The organism is Pseudomonas sp. yb_5 (assembly GCF_043103865.1).
In the GTDB taxonomy this organism is placed as follows: domain Bacteria; phylum Pseudomonadota; class Gammaproteobacteria; order Pseudomonadales; family Pseudomonadaceae; genus Aquipseudomonas; species Aquipseudomonas putida_Y.
Window position 1 is genome coordinate 19,047 of sequence record NZ_JBICKE010000100.1, and the last position, 21,694, is coordinate 40,740.

Here is a 21,694-nt window from a genome sequence, read left to right on the forward strand (position 1 = left end):
CAATGATGGCTACCCTGGAGGCCCTGCCCGAACCCAAGTTGCTGCAGCTGTTCGACGTGCTGTACCACTGCCGCAGCGTGACCCGCGCCGCCGAACAGCTAGGGCAGAGCCAGCCGACCATCAGCATCTGGCTGGCGCGCCTGCGCGAGCAATTGAACGACCCGCTGTTCGTGCGCACGCCGGGCGGCATGGCCCCTACCCCGCGCGCCGATCAGCTGATAGGGCCGTGCCGCGAGGTACTGGAATCGCTGCGCCGGCTGACCGCCTGGGAGCCGCAGTTCATCGCCGCCACTGCGCAGCGGCGCTTTCGCCTGTGTGTCAGCGATGCCAGCCACATCACCTTGCTGCCAAGCATCCTCAACCATCTGCGCAGCCATGCGCCGGGCATCCGCCTGGAGGCAGCGCGGATCGACGGCAATACCGAGAGCGCGCTGGAATCGGGCGAAGCGGACCTGGCCATCGGCTTCGTGCCCTGGCTGGGAGGGGGGATGTACCAGCAGGTGCTGTTCGAGCAGGACTGGGTGTGCCTGAGCAATCCGCAGCATCCGCGCCTGGGCAATGGCATGAGCCTGGAGCGGTATCGGGCCGAGGGGCATGTGCAGATCAGTTTCGGCACCGGGCAGAAGCTGCTGGAAGCGGGATTGGCGCGGGCCGGGATAGAACGGCGGATCATGCTGGAGCTGCCAGCGTTTCTCGGGTTAGGGATGATAATCGGGACTACCGATCTGCTAGGCACCTTGCCCCGGCATATCGGGCAGACACTGGCCGATATGCATGGGCTACAGGTCCATGACTGCCCGTTCGAAGTGGAGGGGTTCACGGTCAAACAGCATTGGCATGCCCGATATCATCAGGACAATGGAAATCGATGGTTGAGGGACGTCGTGCGCGGATTGTTTCAGCAAGCAAGCCAAGCATGATCCAGTATCGACTTGGAAGGCTGCAACCTGGAGAGCCAGTGGGGACGCACATATGTACTCCGCTCAATTGACATCAGGCCCCTTCATTGATGAAAAATTGTCCTCAGAGAGAGGAAAAACCGCCAAAGATAGGCAAATTAATAATCAATAGACTGGCGGGCATTTCCACCGGGGCATCCGCATATGTCTGCATATGAATCCTTTTCTCAAGCTGCTTCTCCCACGAAGGGCGCTGGGCTGAGCATCTCAATCCTGGCCCTCTCGGCCTTTCTCATCGTAACGACCGAGTTTCTGATCGTGGGCTTGCTGCCTGCGCTTGCCCGAGATCTTGATATTTCAATTTCTGTAGCAGGGCAATTGGTTACCCTTTTTGCCTTCACCGTCATGATCTTCGGCCCGCCCCTGACGGCTGCGCTTTCTCACCTTGATCGAAAGAAATTGTTCATCTCGATCTTGCTGATCTTCGCCATAGCGAACGCCCTGGCGGCAGTGTCCGACAGCTTCTGGCTCCTCTCTGTGGCCCGCGTAGTGCCTGCGTTAGCACTACCAGTTTTCTGGGGAACTGCCAGTGAAACTGCTGGGCAGCTTGTAAGCCCACAGCAATCTGGCCAAGCTATCTCGAAGGTCTACCTGGGTATTTCGGCGGCAATGCTGCTCGGTATTCCGTTGGGCACCATTGTGTCGAATGCGATTGGCTGGAGAGGCGCGTTTTGGTTATTGGCAGGTTTGTCGCTGATCATGGCACTAGCGATGTGGGCGTGCATGCCCACTGTCGCGCGTACCGAGAAAGTGGATTTTTTGAAGCAAGCACGCATCTTTAAAGAAACCTATTTCCTTTCGAATGTGCTCCTCTCGATTGTGGTGTTTACGGCTATGTTCACCGCTTATACCTACCTAGCCGATGTCCTTGAAAGAGTCGCAGGCGTGGCTCCGGAGCATGTCGGATGGTGGCTGATGGCATTTGGCGCAATCGGCCTGATCGGAAACTGGGTCGGTGGAAAGGCCGTCGACAAATCTCCAATCAAAGCAACTGCGCGCTTCCTGATAGTGCTGGCGATTGGCATGGCCGCGATTGTTCCACTCGCACATGCAGGCATGATTTTCTGCGTTGCTCTCGGCCTCTGGGGTATTGCCAATACCGCGCTTTATCCGGTAAGCCAGGTGCGAGTCATGAATTCGGTTTCCCACTCTCAAGCACTGGCGGGCACAACCAACGTATCGGCAGCAAACGCAGGTATCGGCATCGGCGCCATTGTTGGAGGGATGACGATTGCAAGCCTCGGCGTTGAATACCTAGGCTACATGGCATCTGGTGTGGCAGTGATTGCCTTGGCGCTGATACCTATCGTTCGCAAGCTTGCCCCAAAATAATCAGCACACAGCGGTCTTCTGCACCGCCTAGGCTGTTTTCAACGCAGCATGAACAAGTATCAAGGCTTTTCGTACAGAGCGTGGGCGTCTGAACGGAGCAGAATCGTGCATGATTACTGCTCCGTCAGGCGTTCAGCCTAAAAGCGGCTCAGGCGGTTGTGCGCCGTGCGGTGTTAGCCTGGGAAGCAGATAGTCCAGTAGCACGCGAACTTTTGGTTGCCCTTCCCGGCTTTTCAACCAGACCAGATTCATCGGTAAGCCATCGGTGGCTAGATCTGGCAGCACCTCTACGAGCTTTCCTTGGTCAATGTGACGCTGAGTTAGCCACGTCGGTAATTGACCTATACCGTGTCCGGCAAGCACCGCTGCTACTTCGCCTTCGCCATCCCCAACCGCAATGCGGGTGTAGACCGTTCGACGCTCCATTTCGCCCGGCTGACGCCCTTTAAAAAACCAAGGGCTGACGAATCCATCGCTTTGCCCGTATCCAACACAATGATGGTGGTCGAGATCACGCTCGTATTGCGGTGTGCCATGTCGCTCCAGGTACTCCGGGGACGCGCAGAAGATCAGCCGCTGGGCCCCGAAATACTGATGGCCAAGATTCGCTGGCCAGGCATCAGAGCCTCCAATCCGCACGACGATATCGATGCCCTCGTACACAGGGTCAATGAACCGATCAGTGAAAGAAATGTGGGGTTGCAGCATGGGGTGAAGACGGACAAAGTCCATGATCAAGGGGAGAACGTGTAGCCGCCCATAGGAGGCAGGAAGGTCGATCCGCACCCTGCCATGCGGCTCATTACCCTCGGCTGTAATCACATGCTCGACTTCTTCGAGATCTGTCAAAACTGATGTGCACGTCCTGTAGAAGACGATACCGGCCTCGGTAAGAGCCAGCGTCCGGGTCGTGCGGTTGAACAGACGAGTCCCGAGGCGATTCTCCAAACGTGCCACGCTTTTGCTTACGGCCGAGCTTGTGAGACTCAGTCGTTCGGCAGCAGCGGTGAAGCTACCGAAATCAGCTACAGCGACAAAGACATCAATACCTTTCAGTCGCTCAGACGAGTACATCGCAGTCTCCATTATTGAATAGCATTCCAGACACTTCGGAAATAATTGCCCAGATAAGACCAGAATTCTCCAACAGGCTAAATCACAAGCGACGTTTAGTTAAGACATCAGATAAAGCCGCACACGCGTAAGGCTGCTGCAGCCTTCAGGCTCGTCTTTGGCGCCAGCAGTGAACCTTCGTGGCTGTCTGGGCTCAGTTGTCCAGAGCACGTTTGCGACATCGACAAAGGATTGCCATGGGACATGCCTCCTCCACCGCCCTCCCCCAGGTTCGCATCGAACGTGAATTGAGCCTGCGGGCGGTGCTCACCGGCACGGTGCTGGGCATCTTGCTCACGCCCTCGAATGTGTACGCAGGGCTGAAGATCGGCTGGTCATTCAACATGTCGATCATCGCCTTACTGATCGGTTTCGCACTGTGGCAGGGCCTGGCAGGGCGCCGCGACAACCGCTCCGCGTGGACGTTGCACGAAAGCAACATCAACCAGACCGTGGCGTCAGCCGCCGCCTCCATCATCTCCGGCGGGCTGGTCGCGCCGATCCCCGCCTATACCCTGCTCACCGGACACCAACTGGACCCGCTGCCGATGATGGCCTGGGTGTTCTCGGTGAGCTTCCTGGGCATCTGGATCGCCTGGTACCTGCGCCCCGCCCTGCTCAACGACCATGGCCTGAAGTTTCCCGAAGGCATGGCGACCTTGGAAACGCTGCAGCAGATCTACAACCATGGGCGCGAAGCCATGGCGCGGATCAAGGTGCTATGCAGCGCCGCGCTGCTTTCAGGGCTGGTCAAATGGGTAGACGGGTTCGTCTGGGCGATACCGCGCTGGGCGCCCACGCCGGCGCTCGAGCGCCTGACCTTCACGGTCGACCCTTCGCTGATGCTTATTGGCTTCGGCAGCATCATCGGCATTCGCGTGGGCGTGACGTTGCTGGTCGGCGCCGCACTGGCCTGGGGCGGACTGGCGCCCTGGTTGATCGAACAGGCCCTGGTGGTGCTTGCTCCGAACGCCAGCGGCCCACAGTTCGCCGCGCTGGTGGAATGGCTGTTGTGGCCGGGCGTGAGCCTGATGGTCTGCGCGACGCTGACTTCATTGTTGGTTCGCCTGTTCCAAGTGCCCCGGCGATCGCCCGCTGAACAGCGAACGCCGCGCGCCAGGATGCGTTTTAGCCCATGGCCAGCGTCGGGGCTGCTGCTATCCATGGCGCTGATCATTACCCTGCAGGTGTTGTTGTTCGGCATCGACTGGTGGATGGCGCTGCTGAGCATTCCGTTGGCTGTGTGCCTTGCGGTGGTCGCGGCGCGCGTGGTCGGTGCCACTGGCATCGCACCTATTGGCGCCATCGGCAAACTGTCGCAGCTCAGCTTCGGCCTGATCGCCCCCGGCCAGGTGGCGATCAACCTGATGAGCGCCAACACAGCGGGTGGCGCGGCCGGGCAATCCACCGACCTGATGAACGACTTCAAGGTTGGCCTGGCGATCGGCGCTACGCCGCACAAACAGCTGATTGCTCAGTGCGTGGGTATTTTCATCGGTAGTGTGGTCGGCGTGCTGGTGTATCGAGTGCTGATTCCCGATCCGCAGGCCTTGTTGCTCACCGAGCAGTGGCCGGCACCGGCCGCGGCGACCTGGAAAGCGGTCGCGCAGACGCTGACCCAGGGGCTGGGGGCGCTGTCGCTGGAGTCGCGCTGGGCGATTGCGACAGGGAGTGCTGTTGGCGTACTGCTGGGGGCACTGGACAGCCTGTTGCCGCAACGGGCAGCCCGCTGGCTGCCGAGTACGGCGGCGCTGGGGCTGGCGTTCATCCTGCCTGCATCGATCAGCCTGATGATGGGGTTTGGTGCCGTGGTGACCTGGCTGGTCAGTTGCCGGTGGCCGAGGGTGACGGAGCGGTTTGCGATTACCGCGGCGGCGGGGTTGATTGCCGGTGAGAGCATCATGGGGGTGGCGGCATCGTTCTGGGAGATGCTTCGGGGGTTGTAGATACTGCCTATCACCCCTCGCCCAGCCCGGGCTGGGCTGGTGGGAGCTGGCCTCGCGGCGAATCGGGGTCGGCTACGGCCAATTGCAGCGGTGGCTTTCGCCCCTTTTCAGGCGGTCGGTGCAACATTGGATAGCGGCTATCTGGCGTTCCGACTCATTTGCCGTTCAGCTCACCGCCCTCCTCGACACTCTGCGTACTACCGCGCGCTTCTGTCGACCATTGCGATGATCGTTTCGAACAGTTCCTCCCGCGCCTGCTCGGGTGTGATTTCTCCGGCGGCGGCGGCATGGGACAGGGCCTCGGCCGCACCAAGCATCGCCCGAAGACTCGCGGGGGCGATAGCCCCCCCTCTGGTGAAGGGAGAGAGAGCCGACCGGCACTTGTTCATGAAGATCGCTTCGTATTCGCGCTTGATCTTTTCGAGCTCCGGTGAACTGGCCAATGCCGCGATCACGCCGGGTATCTCGTTGCCCTGGAGAAGCACGCAGTCGACGTAAGACGATGCGATGACCGTCGCCGTACCCGGCAAGGTGGCTTCGCTCGTCTGAAGCGCGGCATCCATGAGTGCGGTCTGGCGTGCATCGAACTCCTGATAGAGCGCTGCCAGCAACCCGGGCCGCGTGCTGAAATGGTCATAAACCACGGGTTTTGTCACACCCGCTTGCTCGGCCAGCCGTCCAAGCGTCAAGGCTTCCGTGCCTTCTTCCCTGACTAGCCGCCAGGCGACGTCCAGCAACTGGCGGTATCTCTCTTCCCTTGACATGCGCCGACGCGGCTGCGGACTGGAACCCTGCTCTCTTGTCTCGATGCTTGACATGGCTATATACCAAAAGTAACTTACTAAGCGTAACTTACCAAGAGTATATAAGGTTCGCCCTCTCGCCCTCAATCAGTAGCAGGTGTTTTCGACATGCACGCACTCATCGTTGTCGCTCATCACGATCCCCAGTCCCTCACCCATAGCCTTGCTGCGCAAGTCGCCGAAGGCTTATCCCTGGCCGATCCCGGCAACTCCTTCGAAATCGCAGACCTATCAGCGCAAGCGTTCGATCCGCGGTTCACTGCGGCTGATCTCGCTGTCCATCACAGGGAAGCACCGCCCCCCGCCGATGTTGCCGCCGAGCAGGCGCGGATCGATCGTGCCGATGCCCTTGTGCTGGTCTATCCCGTCTACTGGTGGTCGATGCCAGCGCTTCTCAAGGGTTGGATCGATCGCGTGTTCGCCAATGGCTGGGCCTTCGATTTCAGTTCGGATGCCAAGCTGGTGAAGAAGCTTCGCCACCTGCGGGTTCATCTTGTCGGCGTCGGCGGCGCGGACGGGGGAACCTATGAGCGGCACGGCTATGCCGATGCCATGAAGACGCAGATTGATCATGGGATCTTCGATTATTGCGGCGCATCTGTCGTCACGTCCGAGCTCCTGCTCGAATCGGAAACGCAAGATCCGACTGATCATATGGACACTGCACGAGCCCTCGGTCGCGAACTTTTCACTGCGTCCAAGTGACGCCCGGTCTGCCCTTCCTGCGCCTCGGCCACCTCGCTCATTGCCTCGCGCGCAAATCTGTCGAGCAGGCGTTATACCGCATCCTGCTGCAGCCATTGCGTCGGGCTTGCGCCCACCTTGCGGCGAAAGGTTCGGGCCAGCGCAGAAGGGCTTTCGTAGCCGACCTCATCGGCGATCAGGGCAATGGGGCGCCCTTCGCGAAGGCGTTTCTGCGTCAGGCTGATGCGCCAGTTCGCCGAGGGGCTTGATGATGAAGTCCGGCAAAGCCAGGGTCAGCGGGTTGTTGGCGCCGCCATCGAAATGCAGGGTGGCGCACACCAATTCCGCTTCATCGGCTTCGGTCGCCAGCAAGTGGTGCTCCTGCGGGCGCACCGCCAGAATCAGGCTGGGTTCGGTCAACTCGATCAGTTGGCCACGCTTGCCCCTGAAGGCCAGACGCCCCGAGCGCAGCAGGTGGGCGTGGCCGACACTGTGCTGCCCATACAGGTGGGTTGTTCCACAGAAGCCACCCTGGTGAAACGTGGACGCGTGCAGGTTGAAGTGCTTGAGCAAAGTCGATAGTCGGTCCATAGCCCGCTCAGGTTTAGACGATCTGTTGCATACCTTCGACGATCTGAAGCCGAAAGGAAAGTCTGCCTCCCTAGTATGGACTCCAGGCTTGATAGACAAGCCGTTTAATCAACCTAGTGGAGAACTACCATGACTCGCATCGCTACTCTCTCGCTGGACCAGGCCCCTACTGGCTCGCGCGCAGCCCTCGAAGGCATTCAAAAAGGTCTCGGCTTCATTCCCAATGCATTCAAGACCCTGGCTCACTCTCCGGTCGCACTCAACGGTACACCTGGGCCTCGCCCAAGCCTTGGGTAAAGGCTCACTGAGCGCCGCCGGGCGTGAAGTCGTTGCCCTCGCCACCTCGCAAATCAACGGTTGCGACTACTGCCTGGCGGCACACACCTTCTTTGGTGGCAAGGCTGGGCTGAGCGATGAGGCCGTCAGGCAAGCCCGAGCCGGCACACTCAGCGCGGTTGCCGCACTGGCGCAACAGATCACCGCAAGTCGCGGCCAGTTGAGTGACGAGCAGATCGCTGCTGCGCGTGAGGCGGGCCTTACGGATAGCAAGATCGTGGAGGTAGTGGCGCAGGTCACGCTGTTGACCCTGACCAACTACCTGAACAACATCGTCGCTACCGATATCGACTTTCCGCCATCGGCAAGCTAGGAGGGTAACCACCATGAGCCACGTGACTATCTACACCACCCAGCACTGCCCTTACTGCGTGAACGCCAAGCGACTGCTGTCGAGCAAGGGCATTACCCCTGACGAAATCGACGTTGAACAATCTTGGTCTGGCTTGGCCTTGAGGATGGCGAGGGAAACGAGGGGGTAATCTTGTCGGTTCATATCAAGCTTCTGGTCAGTGGCAAGGAGCAGGCGCGGTACTGCCTGCTTGAATGTGTGCATGAGTTTCATCGGGCGTAGCGCCGGGAATAAACGCTGCACGCCTGGCTGTCCAGCCGCTTCGCCGAACTGGAGCGCGACTGATCAGCGGGAAGCCAGCCACCCTGATCGAAAGCATGCCGGCGCCCCGCTTGCGCGCAATCGAATAATTTCGAGAGATGCTTGACCAGGGAGAACGGTCGTTCTACTCTGGCCACATGGATAAGCCAATGACCGACACACGCGAAAAAATCCTGGCGACTGCCGAGAAGCTGATTTACGAAAACGGGATTCATGCCACGGGCATGGACCTCCTGGTAAAGACCTCGGGCGTAGCACGCAAAAGTATTTATCGCTATTTTGCGAATAAAGACGACGTAGCCGCAGCGGCACTCAATGCACGCGATATACGCTGGATGAAATGGTTTAGAAGTGAATGCGAAAAAGCGCAAACGCCAGAAGCGCGCATCCTTGGAATTTTTGATGTACTCAAAAGTTGGTTCGAGTCTGACGGTTTTCGCGGATGTGCGTTCATCAACACAGCCGGAGAAGTTGGTGACGCAGACGATCCTGTTCGACAGATCGCAAAACTGCATAAACAAAAGCTACTGGACTACACGCTAGAGCTGACCAGCGAATTAGGTGTCAAAGATCCGGCTGGCTTGGCCAAGCAACTTTTTTTGATGATAGAGGGCACGATAACCGTGGCCCACATCATGGGTGACTACACCGTTCTCGATAGTGCAAGAGAAATCGCAAAGATATTACTCAAGGACGTACAGCACGCAAGCGCTTGACGTTAAAGCAACACCCACTCAACTTGACCATCCAGAAGATTGGAGGCACCACCATGTCCAACGAACACACGCGTCCGCCACTTCCTCCTTTCACGCGCGAATCGGCGATTGAAAAAGTCCGACTCGCCGAGGATGGCTGGAATACCCGTGAGCCGGAAAAGATTGCACTGGCCTATACGCCAAACACCCAATGGCGTAACCGTACCGAGTTTGCAAACAATCGTGAAGAAGCTCGCGACTTCCTCACTCGCAAGTGGAAGAAAGAGTTGGACTACCGCTTGATCAAAGAGCTCTGGGCCTTCACAGACAACCGCATCGCCGTCCGTTACGCCTATGAGTGGCACGACGATTCGGGCAACTGGTTCCGCTCCTACGGTAACGAAAACTGGGAGTTTGAAGCCGATGGCTTGATGCACCGCCGTTTCGCCTGCATCAACGACATGCCCATCAAGGAAAGCGAGCGCAAGTTCCACTGGCCACTGGGTCGCCGGCCGGATGATCACCCAGGCCTGACTGAACTGGGCCTGTAAGTACTGCTAAACCTGATCCTTTTACATAAAGGATCAGGTTTTTTTCACCGGGTTAATTGCACTGGCGGGCATCGCGTTGCAAGTACGCAGCCTCACGCCTCAAGATCGCTGGATTCTTCTTTAGCCAGCTCAATGAACACTCGCACGGCTGCACTCAGAAAGGCTTCTTTCGCCGCATGAGTACGGCCGTTCGCTGCAGCGTTCTGGCTCCAGCGGGATGGCCAGCAGATCGTCATGGGCCAATGCAGTTTTGGCAGGCAGTAAAGTCGACAGGTTCGTCCGGCGAACGATTTCAATCACTGCGCCAAGGGCATTGACCTCCATCCGCACTTGCTCGCTCAGTAAGGGGAAGGCCTCGATCAGCGGCCCCACCAGATAGATCGTGAATGTCGGCTGATGCAACTCAGACCGAGGGCGGACGACGCCGGGCCACACCCAGCCTTTTTGACTGGGCACTGCCATGTGCTTACGCATATTTCTTAGCCCCGTAAACGCAGATCACAGCACCCAGCGTCACGAAAAGCATGGCCCAGCTGACATGCTCGTGCAGAAGCACCGCTGCCAGCCCAAGCCCCATGAACGGCTGAAAGAGTTGCAGTTGGCCCACAGCCGCAATCCCACCCTGGACGAGCCCTCGGTACCAGAACACAAACCCGATCAGCATACTGAACAGTGAAACGTAGCCAAAGCTGAACCACGCAGGGGTACTTACCCTGGCAAAGTCATCAGGGGCAGGAAGATTGACCACCGTCAGCAGCAGCATGAACGGCAACGCTACCAGCAATGCCCAGCTGATCACCTGCCATCCCCCCAATGTCCGCGACAGACGCGCGCCTTCGGCATAGCCCAACCCACAGACCGCAACCGCAGCCAACATCAGCAGATCGCCCACCGCCGACGCCTCGCCTCCGTTCATCAAGGCATAGCCAGCGACCAACCCGGCACCTGTCAACGAGAACAGCCAGAACAAAGGCCGAGGTCGCTCACCGCCCCGCAAAACGGCAAAGCCTGCGGTACACAATGGCAGGAGCCCGACAAAGACAATGGAGTGAGCAGAGCTGATGTGCTGAAGGGCAAATGCTGTCAGTAGCGGGAAACCGATAACAACGCCGAGCGCTGTTATGGCCAAGGGCGACAAGTCCTCCCGTCTGGGTCGAGGCTGGCGTAGCACGATCAGAAAAAGCGCGCCCAGCATGGCAGCAATTGTTGCCCGGGCACAGGTGAGGAACGTCGGTTCGAAGTCGGCCACTGCCACTCGGGTTGCCGGCAACGAACCCGCAAAGATGGCGACGCCTATGAAGCCGTTGATCCACCCGCTTGCTGATTTTTCCATCGGTAAGTCCTCGATAAGCCAAGGCTCAGTACATCACCGACAGGCTCACCCAGGCCATGTACAATCCAATACACTTAAACCAAACTGTTATGCATATGACTCCAGCACAGTTGAGGGCGCGATGAAACGGGACGGAACGCGAATTCGAGCTGTCATGGGTGAAATCCAGTCGCGGATCGCCTCTCGAACCTACACACCGGGCGCGAGAATTCCCTCGGTCCGCGCTATGGCGCAGACCATGCAAGTGTCGGTTTCCACGGTTCTTGAGGCCTATGAAAGGTTGATGGCAGAGGGTGTACTCAACTCTCGCCCTGGCTCTGGCTTCTACGTAGCCGGACCAGTGGCGCCCTTGGTACTCACCGAACTAGGCCCCAGGCTTGATCGTGAAGTGGACCCGCTGTGGATCTCCCGCCAGTCGCTTGAAACCGCTAGCGATGCGTTGAAACCGGGATGCGGGTGGCTACCTCCCTCCTGGATGTTCGAAGCGGGCTTGCGGAAAGCGCTTCGAACCGTTGCCCGTTCTGACACGCTGAAACTGACTGAGTACGCCTCACCGCTTGGGCATCTGCCGCTCAGGCAATTCTTGTCACGAAGGCTGACAGGCATCGGGATCGAAGCCCCTCTCGAGCAGATCATGCTCACGGAGTCCGGCACCCACGCCATCGACCTGATCTGCCGTTTTCTGCTGGAACCGGGGGACACCGTGCTGGTCGACGACCCCTGCTATTTCAATTTTCACGCACTGCTCAAAGCGCACAGGGTGAACATCGTAGGCGTACCCTATACGGCAACGGGCCCGGACATCGATGCTTTTGGCGCTGCCCTGCTAGCGCATGCTCCCCGGTTGTACATAACAAATGCAGGCATCCATAACCCAACCGGCGCCACCCTGTCTCCGGTCACGGCGCACAGGCTGCTGAAGCTGGCCGACAACTCCAGCCTGGTGATTGTAGAGGACGACATATTCGGGGATTTCGAGAATGCTCCAGCACCACGGCTGTCTGCCTTCGATGGCCTTTCTCGTGTCATCCAGATCGGCAGCTTTTCCAAGACCATCTCCGCGTCGATTCGATGCGGCTACATCGCGGCTCGCACTGACTGGATCCAGAGCCTGGTCGATCTCAAGATTGCGACCACATTCGGGGGTGGCCGCCTGGCCGCGGACATCATCCATCTGGCGATTACCGATAGCGGGTACCGCAAACACATGGAAAGCGTTCGCCTCAGGCTGGCCGAGGCCATGGAGAGAACGGTAGCGAAACTAAGGGCCGTTGGTATCAAACCCTGGATAACGCCCCAGTCAGGCATGTATGTCTGGTGCCAACTCCCTCAAGGCACGGATGCAGCCACGCTGGCCCGGGCCTGCTTGAATGAAGGTGTAGTGCTGGCGCCCGGAAATGCGTTTAGCCAGTCCATGACTGCGGGTGATTTCATCCGTTTCAACGTTGCCCAATCGGCTGATGCCAGAATTTACGACGTGTTGAAACGGGCTCTGAGTGCTTAGTCGCCAGACCAATCCACGTTGTGCAAGGATTCATTGAAACGGGGAATAGCAGGCGCTATAAATCAGGTTTACAGCAGTTCGACAAGGCACATCATGCAGCTGCATTTCCGACCTCTCAGCGACGCCTCCATCGCTGACATCATCGCGCTCAACAACAATCCCGATGTCTTACGCCAAATGCCCTTGGGTCGTCCCGATTTTGACGAAAGCAAATGCAAGGTATGGGTTGCCCAAAAAGAGGCCCAATGGGCACTGAATGGCTATGGCCCCTGGGCATTTTTCGTTGAAGATGAATTCGCCGGCTGGGGCGGCCTGCAGCAGGAAGGCGGTGACGCTGATCTTGCCTTGGTGCTTCATCCAGACTACTGGGGGCTTGGCAAGGTGATTTTCGATGAGATCGTACGGCGCGCGTTCCAGGAGATGGGGCTTGAGTCGATCACCCTACTGCTTCCACCAACCAGAACACGAATCAAGGGTATTCTTCGCCTGGGGTTTCGCCTTGACGGAGAGGTGGATATCGACGGCACGCCCTTCTCGCGCTATCGGCTACTCGCCACTGCAAAACATTGACGTGTTGGCTGGATCGCCGGGGCACGCACCCTGCCCTTTTTGGATTGCGGTATACCCACCCGTCAGCAGCATGACACGGGCGCTATCACAGCGTTGCGCTCTGCTTTACCGGCAGTTGTACACGAAACGTTGTGCCGACTCCGACCTGGCTTGATACGGTTATCTCGCCACTGTGTTTCTTCACAATGCCGTAGGAAAGGGACAGGCCTAGCCCGGTTCCTTGGCCGACGGGCTTGGTGGTGAAGAAAGGGTCGAAGATTTTCCTGATGTTCTCCGGTGCTATCCCTGCGCCTGTATCCGCAACTTCGATGCACACCCAGGTGCCTTGATGAACAGTGCCCAATGTGATGGTCCCCCGCTCAGGGCCCATGGCTTGGGCGGCATTGAGCACAAGGTTCATTATCACTTGGTTGATCTGCGACGGCAGGCATTCGACAGGGGGTAACGGCTGGTACCGTTTTACCAGGTCGGCTTTATGTTTCAGCTCGCTCGCGACGATGTTAAGCGTGGAGTCAATGCCCTGCTGCAAATCGGCTAATTGCCACTGCTGAGCGCTGTCAACCCGCGAGAAGTCTTTGAGATCCTTGACGATATGCGCCACTCGACCGATTCCGTCCTTGGACTCCTTGATGAGGATCGGGATGTCTTCCATGAGGAATTCCAGCTCCGTCTGCTCACGAAGCCTTTGCAAGCGCCCAGTGGTTTCGTTTGCGCCAAGCATCAGTTCGGCCTCGCGATAGGCGTCGAGCATCGCTACCAGTTGCTGGAAGTACCCTCCCAGAGTGCCCAGGTTGGAGGACACGAAACCGATCGGATTGTTGATCTCGTGCGCCACGCCGGCAGCCATCTGCCCCAACGAGGCGAGTTTCTCCGATTGCACCAGTTGGCTTTCCAGCTGCTTGCGCTCCTCGATCTCCTGCTGCAGCGCCTCGCTGGCCTGGGTCAGTTGCTGGGTACGCCGCTCTACCCGCTGTTCAAGCTGGTGCATTTTCAGCGAGGCTCGTTGGGTCATTTCCCACTTGGTCAGCAAGGTGCTGGCCATTTGCTGGACCTCGATGTTGTCGAACGGCTTTTTCAGGATCAGCAGGCGGTCGTGGGCCTGCAGCCGGTCGAGCAACTCATCCCAGGAATAGTCCGAGTAGGCGGTGCAGACGACTACCTGCAACAGCGGGTCCTCTTCCCACAGGTGCTCAATGGTCTGAGCGCCATCCCATCCACCTGGCATTCGCATGTCGACGAAGGCCAACGCGTAGGGCTTGCTGGCCTGCAGCGCACGCTTCAGCAGGCCGAGACCTTCCTCACCGCCATAGGCTGAATCGAGTTCGAATACCGGTCGTTCGTTCTTGACCTGCTCGCCGAACAACAACCCTTCCATCTCGTCCAGCTCAGAGTTCTGCGATCTGGCCGGGGCAAGGATCTTGCGAAAGTCCTCGTGGATAGTCGGCATGTCATCGATCAGCAGGATCCGGCGATTGATCATGTCACTCATGCAGGCTCCGTCACCGCGATCAGCGGGATCCTCAGGGTAAAGACAGCACCCAGGCCAGGGCCGTCGCTGTGTCCGGTCAGGTGACCATTCATCTCGATGGCGGCCAAGGCGCAACTGTGCAAGCCGAAGCCATGCCCGTCCTTGCGCGTGGTGAAGCCATGGGCAAAGATTTTCTGCAGGTTTTCAGGGGCAATGCCTTCGCCTTCGTCCAGCACGCTCATTTCCAGGAAGCCCCCCTCAACGATGCGCGTCCTGAGGATCATCGTCCGCGGGTCGCTGCCGGGGCCGGACATGGCGTATTTGGCGTTGCTGATCAGGTTGATCAGAATCAGCAACAGCCGATGCCGGTCGCCCATCACCAGAGGCAGATCTGCGAAGTCGCGCACTACCCTCACCTGATGCCGGGTCAACGCGCCTGCGTTCATGCGCAGCGCGTCCTCGACCAGGTCGTTCACCGACAGCGGCTCAGGCACATTTTTAGCGCCGGCATAGGATTGCTGGGTGGCCACCACTTCCTTGATGTGGTCGATGCTCTTGTTCATTCGTTCCAGCTCGATCGTCATCTCCTTCTGCTCATCGGCGATCGCCTCGGTCAACTGGTTGAGGTAGCCGGGAAGCAACCGGCCTCTGGGATCCTCGTCGAGAAACCGACCGATGTCAGTGGCATGCTCGCGGAACAGTTGCATGGCCTTGCCCAAACCCTGGGTTTTGCTGCTGCGCAACGTTCGAGCGATGAGATCAGAGGATGTGTTCACGCTGTTGAGCACGTTGCCCACGTTGTGCAACACATTGGTGGCGATCTCCGCCATACCTGCCTGGCGCGCGGCGTTGAACAGCTCGCTCTGAGCGTTCCGGAGCTCCAGGGTGCGTTCCTCGACCCGCTGTTCCAGAACGTCATTGGCGCTTTGCAATGCGTTGTTGACCCGTCTCACCTCGGCGAAGCTGCGCACCAGCAACGCAGCCAGGCAAATGACCGAGAACATCAGCAAGCCTGATAGCCATAACGTGTAGAGATGGTTTTTACGGTTGATCCTTTCAACCTGCTGTTGATCCCTGTCCAGGAGGCCGGTGATCGTATCCAGGCGCTCGGCAACCGGAATCGCCTCGATCTGCTCGAGCAGGCGGTTGACGACAGGTTGCTCGCGCAGGATCAACGCCACGTGATTGCTCAACAGATTGAGGGGCGTCTGGAATTCTTTGGGCAGGTTCTCCGCGTTAACAGCCAAGTTGCCTAACCCCACCTCTATCTCGGCAGCCCTTTCCACAGAGGTAACCTGTGCGAACTCCAGGGCGCTTAGCAGGAGGTCATAGGTGTCAGTGACGAATACCTGTACCTCCTGCCGATTCGGTGCCAGCATGGTATTGAGCTGGGCCTGAATACCGTCCTCGGCTGTGGGTAGAAATGCCAACGAATTTCGCAACAAGGCATTGTGCGACTTGAATTGCTCCACGAGCCGAGCCTTTTCCCCGAACGCAGAAAGAAAACCGTCATGGGCATCGCGCCACTGGTCTGAGTCATCGCGCCCTTGCTCGGCTTCCCGACGGTCGAACCGTGCCCACAGCCGCTTCATCTCCTTGAGAGGGATCACAAGTGGATCGTAGTTATGGGAAACGGCTACCCGGGCCTTGAGCACCTCGTTTTCCCATACAGCATCCTGTTGCTTGAGCTGACGGATGAGATCTCGGGATTCGTTGTAGGTCTGGGTCTGCTCTGACCCGGAATTCAGGTACAAGTACAGCAGCATCGACGCCAGTACAAGGACCAACCCACTGAATAGAATCAGGCTTGTGCGCCGAGAAATCACCCTCATGGCTGACCCGCCTTTTCAGCAGTGAGGGTCTTGAGGAACAGCATGATGAGCCTGCGGTCCTCATCGCTTGGGATTCGTCCAAGCTGATACTGGAACATCACGTCGATCGCACGCTCCAGCGTAGGCGCCGAGCCATCGTGGAAATAGGGCGCGGTCATCGCCACATTGCGCAGGCTCGGCACTTTGAACACACCCCGGTCGGCCTCCTCTCCGGTCACGTTGAAGCGGCCCTGATCCGCCTCGGTGGGGTTGCCGCGGTCCGCGATGTAGTCGCCGAACACGCCAAACTTCTGGAACATGTTGCCCCCAATATTCACCCCTTGGTGGCAGGCGATGCAGCCATAGTCCTTGAAGCGCTGGTAGCCGTATTTTTCCTCCAGGGTGAGCGCCTCGGTATCGCCCTGCAGGTAACGATCGAAGCGTGCACCTGGGGTAAGAAGCGTCCTTTCGTAATCGGCCAACGCGCTGAGGATGTTGTCCTTTGTCACCGCGTCCGGGTAGGCATCCTTGAACGCCTGACGGTAACGCACGTCTGCGGCGATGCGCTGCTTGATCACCCGCCAGTCTCCGCCCATCTCGTGAGCGCTGGTGATCACCGCATCCCCCTGCTCCTCGAGCGACTCGACCCGGCCATTCCAGAACTGTCGGAAATTAAGGCTGGCATTGAGTACCGTTGGCGTATTGAGCGCAAGCGGCTGGCCATCAGCACCGATGGAAAACGCCCGGTCATCGGCCCCGTACTTGTCCAGACGGTGACAGCTGGCACAGGACAGTGTGCTGTTGAGCGACAACCGTGGATCGTTGAACAACTGGCGCCCCAGTTCCACACGCTCGGGTGCCAGCGTGGGTATCGGAGGCAGCGGCTTGAGCGGCTCGTCCAGCGGCTCGGCCCCGCTGCCCGCACTCAGAACCAGTAGCACCCACAGGCTCAGACAACGTCGCAAGCGCTGCAGGTAAAGAACGGAACGATAACGACAGATTATGTGCACGGACATCCGGGAGAATCCTTTTTCCCTGGGCTGACGGATATGCAGATGGGTGGTGCCCTGCTGTCAGGTTAGATGCCTTCCAGACAATTCGCCTGCCACACGCCACACCATGCCCCGACACCTGTCGCGGAAAAATGAACTAGCCTTTGACCTAAGCGCTCGTTGAGCTCGAGTGCCTCCATCGATCGACCAGGTGAGGCCTGCCATGGACGTGCAACAGCCCCCGAATTCACCCTATCGGCCGACCGTGTTGCTAGTAGACGACGAGGAGTCGATCCTTAGCAGTCTGCGTCGGCTATTGCGTGGCCAACCCTATGACGTGAAGCTGGCGACCAGCGGCGAACAGGCACTGGCGCAAATGGCCGAGGGCCCGGTAGACCTGGTGATGAGCGATGCGCGCATGCCAGGTATGGACGGCGCCACCTTGTTGGCGCAGATCAATCAGCATCACCCCTCGACCGTCAGGATCTTGCTGACCGGCTATGCCGATCCGAGCGCAATCATCAAGGCCGTCAATGACGGTCATATCCACCGTTACATCAGCAAGCCCTGGAACGACGACGAGATGTTGCTGACCTTGCGCCAGGCCCTGGAGCACCAGCATTCCGAACGCGAGCGCCAACGCCTGGAGCTGCTGGCACGTCGGCAGAACGCCCAGTTGAGACTGCTCAATAACGACCTGGAGAAACGCGTTGCAGCCCGTACCGCGGAGCTGCAGCAGACCGCTGACATGCTCGATCTGGCCTACGAAGAGCTTAAACACAGCTATGTTACCGGGACTGAGGTGTTCTCGATGTTGGCTAATCTGCGGCTGCCTCCAGCCAAGCAGACCAATCGGCAGATCATCGAACTGGTGCGTTGCTACTGTAGGGCCCACGCCTTGGACGAGGCGATAAGCCGCGATCTGGCCATGGCTGCGGCGCTATACAACATAGGCAAATTGAGTTGGCCGGATAGCATGATCGTTGCCCCTTCGGACCAGCTGATGCACAGCGACCGCGACCGATATCGCGACTATCCACGCCAAAGTGAAGCGCTGCTGATGACCCTTGAGCCCATGAAAGATGCCGCGCGCCTGATCCTGCATCACCAGGAGCACTGGGACGGCAGCGGTTTCCCCGACCGGCTCAAGGGTGAAGCCATCCCGCTCGGCGCCCGCTTGCTCAAGCTGGCCGTGGACTTCGTTGAGCTGCAACGGGGTTTGATTCTTGAACGGCAGATGAACAGTGACGAGGCCTTGCTCTACCTGCGCAAGTACGCCGGCCGGTTGTATGACCCGGCACTACTGGAGGATTTCGTCCAGGTTTGCGCGTCGTTCCACAGCGATCTCACCTTGGTGGACCCTGAAGTCCAGGTGTGTACCACGCGTGACCTGGCGCCGGGAATGGTGCTTGCGCGCAACCTCAACGCCGACAACGGCATGTTGCTGCTTAACGCTGGAAAGGTTTTGAGCGCCGCGATGGTGGAAAAACTGGTGGCCTTTGAATCGATGGAGGGTGGCAAGTACTGCATTTTTGTTCGGGTTCCCGCGAACGACCCTATAACATCTGGAAAATCAGACTTGGCGCCGTGCTGAATGGAGATGGGGCGGTCATTCAACCCTTCACCACCAGGACTGCGCGTACAGCATGCCGTCGCCCTCCTCCACACCGGCGATACACCCAAACACTATGCTTGCTCAGGCAGGAGGGCCGCGCATGTGTGGAAGGTTGAGTCAGTACCGAGGCATACACGATTTTGTCGAAACCCTGAGCCTGCCAGAGGCCTGGCGGAACAACGTCGGCGACCAGCCACTTGGCCGGTACAACGTCGCGCCGACCACGCTGGTGGCAGTGCTGCGAATGGATGAGGCGGGCACGCGGGCGGACCTGGTGAGATGGGGCTGGCGGCCACATTGGGCGACCGACCGTGCTGCGCCGATCAACGCCAGGGTCGAAAAGGTGGCACACGGCCCCTTCTTCCGGGCGATCTGGCCGCACCGAGGCATAACGCCGATCGACGGCTGGTATGAATGGGTCGATGAAGGCGGACCGAAGAAACAGCCGTACTACATCCGACGCCGGGACGGGCGCCCTTCCCTTTGCGCCAGCATCGGCCAGTTCGCTGGCGGCGAGCATGATGGGTTCGTCATCATTACGGCCGATGCCCAAGGCGGAATGGTTGATGTGCACGACCGCAGGCCAGTGGTTTTGGCCCCGGACCTTGCGCGTGAGTGGATGGAAACCGCGACGCCGGGCGAACAGGCCGAGCAGATGGCGCTCAACCTGGGCGAGCCAGCCGAGGCCTTCGAGTGGTATCGAGTGAGCACCGCCATTGGCAATGTGCGCAACCAAGGCGCCGAGCTGGTGAAGCCGCTTCAGTGACGCGGTAGTAGACCCTTCCCAGGCTGTGTGAACAATCAAGCAGCACATGGAACCGCCTTGAGATCCCCCATTAACTCTGCTGAAAATTTGATAATGCTCGGGCTAGTGAATACGGACTGACGGCGAGCTGAGTGGCAGCTCTTGGTCGAATGGGCCCCTGGCGAGCGGCCGCTCTGGGTCGAAATCGGTAACTTGCGACTGGCAGCTTTCGACCCAAAGCGGACACTAGCCTTGGCTGCTTCGCGTTCCGTTTAAACTGGCAGCCACCGTAGTGGCTACCAGTTTTGCCCATGGGGCTCTGGCCCAGCTAACGATGGAAAGAGTGGCAGCACTTCTTCCGCCAGCTCCCGGATGACCTCTTGCGCTGGGCGCTGTGCCATCTGAATGCCAAGAGCTGCGTGATTGACCCCAGCCTCGCGCCACTCATGCAGCAGTTCGATCAACCCGTTGCGGCCTGTGCGCAATACATAGCCACCCTGTAGCGGTGTTCGCGGGAAGTCTGGGTTTTCATCGAGATCGATCCATTCATTGGTGACATGCGGTCGGAATCCTCCCCCAGGAATGGCCGCTCGCCAGGCCCGGATTTTTTCGGCCAGACGCCTAGGACCGAGGACGCTGTGGGTGGTGTCCGGGTACGTAATCCAGCCATCGGCTTGCTCGCCGAGCCACGGCATGGATTGACGTGATGAGCCGGTCACCAATAATGGGATACGTCCAGTGACAGGCCTGGGGAGCAGGTAGGCCCGATCAAGCTGCCCCAGCGGCATATCGATTGGCAAGGAACTATCTGCCAACAACTGACGGAAATAGTCCACGCTTTGCACGAAACGCTCCCCGCGTTCGTTATGGTCCAGGCCATAGGCGGGAAACTCTACAGGGCGGTCGCCTGAGGCAATGCCCAATACCAGACGGCCACCTGACAGGCAGTCCAGAGTGGCCGCAGCTTTGGCCAGATCGATGGGATGGCGCAGAGCGAAGATCGCGCTTCCGGTTGCCAGTGCGATAGTTCGGGTATGGGCTGTCAGGTAGGCCAAGTAGGTGAAAGGATCGAAAACCTGGCCCGCGTCGCCGAAAGTCGGGTCGTACAAGGGCACATCACGTACCCATACTGCGGCAAAACCCAGCTCGTCGATTTCGCTGACCACTCGCGCCTGCCCGGTAAGCACACCCATGTCACCGTCATAGAAGCGAAGTGGCAGGAAAATGCCGAGGGTCAACTGACCCTGGGCAAACATGCGGCGGTAACCGGGATGCAGAGCGAAGGCATCGGCGTTAGCGCCTTTGATGTTGTTGAGCGTCATAGACAGTCCTTTGTCAGGGGCCCGTGGCCGGAGCGGGAAGACGAATGCCGCGCTGTACTGCCGGGCGCTGCTCGACTTGGCGGTACCAGCGACAGAGGTTGCTGTAGGCGCTGAAGTCGAAACCCACGATCGCGGCAATGTGTAGCCAGGCGAAGCTGGCGATGTCGGCAATCGAATAGGCTTCGCCGGCCAGCCATTGACGTGTGGCGAGCTGCACATCGAGAAGGGCGAAGGCATCTTCAGTGAGGGTGCGATAGCGCTTCTGCGCGACAAGATCTGGTTGGGCCTCGAAGCATTCAAAGTGCACACGCTGCCCCAGCAAAGGGCCCATGCTCGCGCTGTGGTACATCAACCACGTAATCGCCTCCCAGCGCGGCTGCGTGGCCTGTTCGAGCAGTTGGCCGCTGTGTTGCGCCAGATACAACAGAATTGCTGCCGACTCGAACAGCACGATGCCCGCTTCGTGGTCCGCCAAGACCGGAATCCGCCCCGCTGGGTTGAGTGCCAGGAAGTCAGCCTGCCGATGCTCGCCCAGGTCGATGTTCACGTGGACGAGGCGATAAGGCAGCTCCAACTCTTCAAGCGCAATGGTGATCTTGAAACCGTTAGGGGAACTATCGGTATAAAGTACAAGCGCAGGTTCTTGCATGTGTTCACCTTAGTAAAACTGATCCGTGGTAGGTTTGCTGGTGGCCATGCTAAATACTCTTT

General features: G+C 58.8%; 20 protein-coding genes and 2 pseudogenes. 12 read left to right on the forward strand and 10 right to left on the reverse strand.

Going from position 1 to position 21,694, the window contains the following annotated elements:
* Positions 1-5: 5 nt before the first annotated feature.
* Both ACF8GF_RS17275 and ACF8GF_RS17280 read left to right on the forward strand, forming a co-directional pair.
* The gene (locus ACF8GF_RS17275; RefSeq protein ID WP_392488268.1) at positions 6-920 is read left to right on the forward strand and encodes a LysR family transcriptional regulator; all 915 of its coding nucleotides are present in this window, start codon (positions 6-8) and stop codon (positions 918-920) included.
* Positions 921-1,103: 183 nt separating this feature from the next.
* Positions 1,104-2,291, forward strand: coding sequence for an MFS transporter (locus ACF8GF_RS17280; RefSeq protein WP_392488239.1), 1,188 nt, complete (start codon positions 1,104-1,106; stop codon positions 2,289-2,291).
* A 132-nt stretch (positions 2,292-2,423) separates the two neighbouring features.
* Here ACF8GF_RS17280 and ACF8GF_RS17285 read toward each other — a convergent pair whose 3' ends face one another.
* Positions 2,424-3,365, reverse strand: coding sequence for a LysR substrate-binding domain-containing protein (locus tag ACF8GF_RS17285; RefSeq protein ID WP_176684582.1), 942 nt, complete (start codon positions 3,363-3,365; stop codon positions 2,424-2,426).
* 236 nt (positions 3,366-3,601) lie between these two features.
* Between ACF8GF_RS17285 and ACF8GF_RS17290 the strand changes: the two genes are divergently transcribed.
* Positions 3,602-5,350 carry an OPT family oligopeptide transporter gene (locus ACF8GF_RS17290; RefSeq protein ID WP_176684583.1) on the forward strand — a complete coding sequence of 583 codons (1,749 nt, stop codon included), beginning with the start codon at positions 3,602-3,604 and terminating at the stop codon, positions 5,348-5,350.
* A gap of 197 nt (positions 5,351-5,547) precedes the next feature.
* Here ACF8GF_RS17290 and ACF8GF_RS17295 read toward each other — a convergent pair whose 3' ends face one another.
* Positions 5,548-6,168: a TetR/AcrR family transcriptional regulator gene (locus tag ACF8GF_RS17295; RefSeq protein ID WP_176684584.1), complete on the reverse strand. Its 621-nt coding sequence runs from the start codon at positions 6,166-6,168 to the stop codon at positions 5,548-5,550.
* A 93-nt stretch (positions 6,169-6,261) separates the two neighbouring features.
* On the opposite strand from ACF8GF_RS17295, the gene ACF8GF_RS17300 reads away from it, so the two are divergent.
* Complete coding sequence (locus ACF8GF_RS17300) at positions 6,262-6,858, forward strand: NAD(P)H-dependent oxidoreductase (protein ID WP_176684585.1); 597 nt, start codon at positions 6,262-6,264, stop codon at positions 6,856-6,858.
* A gap of 71 nt (positions 6,859-6,929) precedes the next feature.
* On the opposite strand, the pseudogene ACF8GF_RS17305 reads toward ACF8GF_RS17300, so the two are convergent.
* Positions 6,930-7,428: pseudogene (locus ACF8GF_RS17305) on the reverse strand (AraC family transcriptional regulator).
* Between the two features lie 129 nt (positions 7,429-7,557).
* Between ACF8GF_RS17305 and ACF8GF_RS17310 the strand changes: the two are divergent.
* From ACF8GF_RS17310 to ACF8GF_RS17325, 4 genes and pseudogenes are all read left to right on the forward strand, one after another.
* Positions 7,558-8,077 (forward strand): annotated as a pseudogene (locus tag ACF8GF_RS17310) (carboxymuconolactone decarboxylase family protein).
* A gap of 13 nt (positions 8,078-8,090) precedes the next feature.
* Complete coding sequence (locus ACF8GF_RS17315) at positions 8,091-8,246, forward strand: glutaredoxin domain-containing protein (protein ID WP_176684586.1); 156 nt, start codon at positions 8,091-8,093, stop codon at positions 8,244-8,246.
* Positions 8,247-8,526: 280 nt separating this feature from the next.
* Positions 8,527-9,093 carry a TetR/AcrR family transcriptional regulator gene (locus ACF8GF_RS17320; RefSeq protein ID WP_392488240.1) on the forward strand — a complete coding sequence of 189 codons (567 nt, stop codon included), beginning with the start codon at positions 8,527-8,529 and terminating at the stop codon, positions 9,091-9,093.
* A gap of 53 nt (positions 9,094-9,146) precedes the next feature.
* Complete coding sequence (locus tag ACF8GF_RS17325; RefSeq protein WP_392488241.1) at positions 9,147-9,623, forward strand: DUF1348 family protein; 477 nt, start codon at positions 9,147-9,149, stop codon at positions 9,621-9,623.
* A 129-nt stretch (positions 9,624-9,752) separates the two neighbouring features.
* Here ACF8GF_RS17325 and ACF8GF_RS17330 read toward each other — a convergent pair whose 3' ends face one another.
* Positions 9,753-10,097, reverse strand: a complete 345-nt coding sequence (locus ACF8GF_RS17330; RefSeq protein WP_392488242.1) for a hypothetical protein — start codon at positions 10,095-10,097, stop codon at positions 9,753-9,755.
* Complete coding sequence (locus ACF8GF_RS17335) at positions 10,090-10,956, reverse strand: DMT family transporter (protein ID WP_392488243.1); 867 nt, start codon at positions 10,954-10,956, stop codon at positions 10,090-10,092. The genes ACF8GF_RS17330 and ACF8GF_RS17335 overlap by 8 nt, the downstream gene beginning before the upstream one ends.
* A gap of 121 nt (positions 10,957-11,077) precedes the next feature.
* Between ACF8GF_RS17335 and ACF8GF_RS17340 the strand changes: the two genes are divergently transcribed.
* Together ACF8GF_RS17340 and ACF8GF_RS17345 are read left to right on the forward strand one after the other, a co-directional pair.
* Entirely contained in the window at positions 11,078-12,460 is a 1,383-nt protein-coding gene (locus tag ACF8GF_RS17340) for a PLP-dependent aminotransferase family protein (RefSeq protein ID WP_176684589.1), read from the forward strand.
* Between the two features lie 93 nt (positions 12,461-12,553).
* Positions 12,554-13,030, forward strand: a complete 477-nt coding sequence (locus ACF8GF_RS17345; protein ID WP_392461077.1) for a GNAT family N-acetyltransferase — start codon at positions 12,554-12,556, stop codon at positions 13,028-13,030.
* Between the two features lie 85 nt (positions 13,031-13,115).
* On the opposite strand, the gene ACF8GF_RS17350 is transcribed toward ACF8GF_RS17345, so the two are convergent.
* The 3 genes from ACF8GF_RS17350 to ACF8GF_RS17360 are packed head-to-tail and all read right to left on the reverse strand — an operon-like array spanning position 13,116 to position 17,325.
* Positions 13,116-14,519, reverse strand: a complete 1,404-nt coding sequence (locus tag ACF8GF_RS17350) for an ATP-binding protein (RefSeq protein WP_392488244.1) — start codon at positions 14,517-14,519, stop codon at positions 13,116-13,118.
* Positions 14,516-16,330, reverse strand: a complete 1,815-nt coding sequence (locus ACF8GF_RS17355) for a DAHL domain-containing protein (protein WP_392488245.1) — start codon at positions 16,328-16,330, stop codon at positions 14,516-14,518. The genes ACF8GF_RS17350 and ACF8GF_RS17355 overlap by 4 nt, the downstream gene beginning before the upstream one ends.
* Positions 16,327-17,325 (reverse strand): cytochrome-c peroxidase, encoded by a 999-nt coding sequence (locus tag ACF8GF_RS17360; protein WP_392488246.1) that lies wholly within the window; start codon positions 17,323-17,325, stop codon positions 16,327-16,329. Before ACF8GF_RS17360 ends, ACF8GF_RS17355 begins: the two co-directional genes overlap by 4 nt.
* Before the next feature lie 199 nt (positions 17,326-17,524).
* Here ACF8GF_RS17360 and ACF8GF_RS17365 point away from each other — a divergent pair, with 199 nt between their 5' ends.
* Positions 17,525-18,895: an HD domain-containing phosphohydrolase gene (locus tag ACF8GF_RS17365; RefSeq protein WP_392488247.1), complete on the forward strand. Its 1,371-nt coding sequence runs from the start codon at positions 17,525-17,527 to the stop codon at positions 18,893-18,895.
* 121 nt (positions 18,896-19,016) lie between these two features.
* The gene (locus ACF8GF_RS17370) at positions 19,017-19,682 is read left to right on the forward strand and encodes an SOS response-associated peptidase (protein ID WP_392488248.1); all 666 of its coding nucleotides are present in this window, start codon (positions 19,017-19,019) and stop codon (positions 19,680-19,682) included.
* A 275-nt stretch (positions 19,683-19,957) separates the two neighbouring features.
* Here the strand turns inward: ACF8GF_RS17370 and ACF8GF_RS17375 are convergent, their stop codons facing one another.
* The gene (locus ACF8GF_RS17375) at positions 19,958-20,983 is read right to left on the reverse strand and encodes an LLM class oxidoreductase (RefSeq protein WP_392488249.1); all 1,026 of its coding nucleotides are present in this window, start codon (positions 20,981-20,983) and stop codon (positions 19,958-19,960) included.
* Positions 20,984-20,996: 13 nt separating this feature from the next.
* A complete protein-coding gene (locus ACF8GF_RS17380) occupies positions 20,997-21,632 on the reverse strand; it encodes a glutathione S-transferase family protein (protein ID WP_392488250.1) in 636 nt (211 codons plus the stop codon).
* Between the last annotated feature and the right edge of the window lie 62 nt (positions 21,633-21,694).

What these genes read in the sequence shown, in the direction of transcription:
- ACF8GF_RS17300 (WP_176684585.1), top strand. Translation starts at nt 6,262, where the DNA reads ATGCACGCACTCATCGTTGTCGCTCATCACGATCCCCAGTCCCTCACC.
- ACF8GF_RS17330 (WP_392488242.1), bottom strand. Translation starts at nt 10,097, where the DNA reads ATGCGTAAGCACATGGCAGTGCCCAGTCAAAAAGGCTGGGTGTGGCCC.
- ACF8GF_RS17285 (WP_176684582.1), bottom strand. Translation starts at nt 3,365, where the DNA reads ATGTACTCGTCTGAGCGACTGAAAGGTATTGATGTCTTTGTCGCTGTA.
- ACF8GF_RS17355 (WP_392488245.1), bottom strand. Translation starts at nt 16,330, where the DNA reads ATGAGGGTGATTTCTCGGCGCACAAGCCTGATTCTATTCAGTGGGTTG.
- ACF8GF_RS17345 (WP_392461077.1), top strand. Translation starts at nt 12,554, where the DNA reads ATGCAGCTGCATTTCCGACCTCTCAGCGACGCCTCCATCGCTGACATC.
- ACF8GF_RS17325 (WP_392488241.1), top strand. Translation starts at nt 9,147, where the DNA reads ATGTCCAACGAACACACGCGTCCGCCACTTCCTCCTTTCACGCGCGAA.
- ACF8GF_RS17375 (WP_392488249.1), bottom strand. Translation starts at nt 20,983, where the DNA reads ATGACGCTCAACAACATCAAAGGCGCTAACGCCGATGCCTTCGCTCTG.
- ACF8GF_RS17315 (WP_176684586.1), top strand. Translation starts at nt 8,091, where the DNA reads ATGAGCCACGTGACTATCTACACCACCCAGCACTGCCCTTACTGCGTG.
- ACF8GF_RS17350 (WP_392488244.1), bottom strand. Translation starts at nt 14,519, where the DNA reads ATGAGTGACATGATCAATCGCCGGATCCTGCTGATCGATGACATGCCG.
- ACF8GF_RS17335 (WP_392488243.1), bottom strand. Translation starts at nt 10,956, where the DNA reads ATGGAAAAATCAGCAAGCGGGTGGATCAACGGCTTCATAGGCGTCGCC.
- ACF8GF_RS17370 (WP_392488248.1), top strand. Translation starts at nt 19,017, where the DNA reads ATGTGTGGAAGGTTGAGTCAGTACCGAGGCATACACGATTTTGTCGAA.
- ACF8GF_RS17340 (WP_176684589.1), top strand. Translation starts at nt 11,078, where the DNA reads ATGAAACGGGACGGAACGCGAATTCGAGCTGTCATGGGTGAAATCCAG.
- ACF8GF_RS17360 (WP_392488246.1), bottom strand. Translation starts at nt 17,325, where the DNA reads ATGTCCGTGCACATAATCTGTCGTTATCGTTCCGTTCTTTACCTGCAG.
- ACF8GF_RS17280 (WP_392488239.1), top strand. Translation starts at nt 1,104, where the DNA reads ATGTCTGCATATGAATCCTTTTCTCAAGCTGCTTCTCCCACGAAGGGC.
- ACF8GF_RS17365 (WP_392488247.1), top strand. Translation starts at nt 17,525, where the DNA reads ATGGACGTGCAACAGCCCCCGAATTCACCCTATCGGCCGACCGTGTTG.
- ACF8GF_RS17320 (WP_392488240.1), top strand. Translation starts at nt 8,527, where the DNA reads ATGACCGACACACGCGAAAAAATCCTGGCGACTGCCGAGAAGCTGATT.
- ACF8GF_RS17380 (WP_392488250.1), bottom strand. Translation starts at nt 21,632, where the DNA reads ATGCAAGAACCTGCGCTTGTACTTTATACCGATAGTTCCCCTAACGGT.
- ACF8GF_RS17290 (WP_176684583.1), top strand. Translation starts at nt 3,602, where the DNA reads ATGGGACATGCCTCCTCCACCGCCCTCCCCCAGGTTCGCATCGAACGT.
- ACF8GF_RS17275 (WP_392488268.1), top strand. Translation starts at nt 6, where the DNA reads ATGGCTACCCTGGAGGCCCTGCCCGAACCCAAGTTGCTGCAGCTGTTC.
- ACF8GF_RS17295 (WP_176684584.1), bottom strand. Translation starts at nt 6,168, where the DNA reads ATGTCAAGCATCGAGACAAGAGAGCAGGGTTCCAGTCCGCAGCCGCGT.